The sequence below is a fragment of the Desulfomicrobium macestii genome (assembly GCF_014873765.1).
Taxonomy (GTDB): domain Bacteria; phylum Desulfobacterota; class Desulfovibrionia; order Desulfovibrionales; family Desulfomicrobiaceae; genus Desulfomicrobium; species Desulfomicrobium macestii.
The window spans coordinates 1-1802 of sequence record NZ_JADBGG010000086.1 but is presented as its reverse complement, the minus strand read 5'-3'; the positions used below and the strand labels follow the sequence as shown (position 1 = coordinate 1802).

2 protein-coding genes are annotated in these 1802 nt (G+C 49.8%); both read right to left on the bottom strand.

All coding sequences use genetic code 11. The features are described 5' to 3' along the window. Positions 1–176 precede the first annotated feature (176 nt). Positions 177–857 (bottom strand): response regulator, encoded by a 681-nt coding sequence (locus tag H4684_RS20425; protein WP_092193976.1) that lies wholly within the window; start codon positions 855–857, stop codon positions 177–179. 28 nt (positions 858–885) lie between these two features. Next, the coding region (locus H4684_RS20420; protein ID WP_192625169.1) for an HlyD family type I secretion periplasmic adaptor subunit at positions 886–1802 on the bottom strand (917 nt) is incomplete at its 5' end.

The window sequence follows — 1802 nt, the reverse complement described above, 5'->3', positions numbered from 1 at the left end:
AGAGAAGGCCCTCGATTGTTCAGAAGTATTTCCACGGACAACATGTTCGATACGCAGCCTAAAATGTTAACTGTTTAGGGCTCGGAGTAATAAAAATATGAACCGAAGGATTTTGAATTTTTCATAAACAAATAATCTTTTATGCGGATATGAAATTTTTCATATTTTCTTCTGCGTTAGTTTTTCAATTTTTTTTTCTGACTTTCGTCAATTATAGTATCCAATACGTAAAGTTTTCTTTGGCGAAGCTCAGAAAGATTGTGAATTCCGAGTTTCACGAGAATATTTGATCTGTGTTTATTCACGGTCTTGATGCTGATGAATAGAATATCGGCAATCTCCTTGCTCTTTTTACCGTCAATAATAAGCCTCACTATCTGCTTTTCCCGTGCCGTAAGATTGTGCAGAGGAGGAAGGGATTTGCGATGCTGGTTGACCAAAAGATAATCATCGACAATTATCTTGGCCAATTTCGGGCTTATAAACACCTCGTTTTTCAGGGAATAGTGAATCCCCAGGAACAATTCCTCCGGCCCTGCCCCCTTGAGCACATAGGCGTTGGCGCCAAGGGCAAGAGCTTGGAAAAGCAGTTCGTTCTCTTCGCAAATGGTCAGCAAGATAACGGGAACCTTCGGCGCCGCCTGTTTCAACTGCCGCAGCACCTCCGTGCCGGGGATGTCGGGAAGTCGCAGGTCGAGCAAAACAATATCCGGGTGGACCATTCCAAAAAGCCTCAGCGCCTCCTTTCCACTGCCCGTATCCGCGTCGATACTGAAGCCGCCCCGCATCTCAATCATGGTTTTCAATCCCTTGCGCAACAGGAGGTCATCTTCGACCAAGAGAATCGTTTTTTTCATGCCCTTTCTCCGTAGTAAGTACGTCCCATCACCTTTCCTGTAACGAGCTTTGCGCTGTTTTGAGGATAGGCTTCAGAATATATTCCAACACGGTCTTCTTTCCGGTGAGTACGTCCACCTCCGCCACCATGCCTGGTATGATCGGAAGTTCTTCTCCATCCCGCCCTTTAAGGGATGCTTTCTCCGTTCTTACCTTTATGAGGTAGTAACTCTGTTTTTGCTGCTCGTCCGTGATGGCATCGGCGCTTATGTGTTCCACGATGCCCGGCATGCTCCCGAAGATTGAAAAATCGTACGCCGTGATTTTTACATCGGCAGCCTGACCGGAATAAAGAAATGCGATATCTCGCGGTGAAACTTTTGCCTCTACCAACAGAGAGTCTTCTCTCGGCACGATTTCAAGCATCTCCTTGCCGGCACCGACTGCTTCTCCGATCGTGCTCACAAAAACCCGCTTGACCGTGCCGTCCACCGGCGACCTGACACTCGTGCGGTCCATTTTGTCTTCCAGCGCGGGCAAGGTCTCTCGCACTCCTTCCATTTCCGTGCGAATCGCGGTGAGTTCGTCCAATATGGCGGAGCGTTGCCTGCCCTTTTCTTCCTCGATGCGGTGATTCGCCCCCTCGACAGCCGCGATCACCTTGGGGATTGCGATACGCGTATCGGCAATCTGGCCGGAAAGGTCGGAGAATTCGCGTTGCGCCCGCAAGAGATCCATGTCCGAAGCAGCGCCTTTGGCCGTCATCTCGCGAATCATCTCCACTTCCTGTTTGAGCAGAGCATGGGTTCTCAGCTGAAAATCAAGCCTGCTCCTGAGCTCCTTGAGCTCCTGCGAGCGTTGCTCACGCTCATGCGTATTCCGGTCCAAACTGACCACGGATTCCGGCGGAAACTGACCACCGATTCCACGGGAAACTGACCACGGATTCCACGGCAAACTGACCA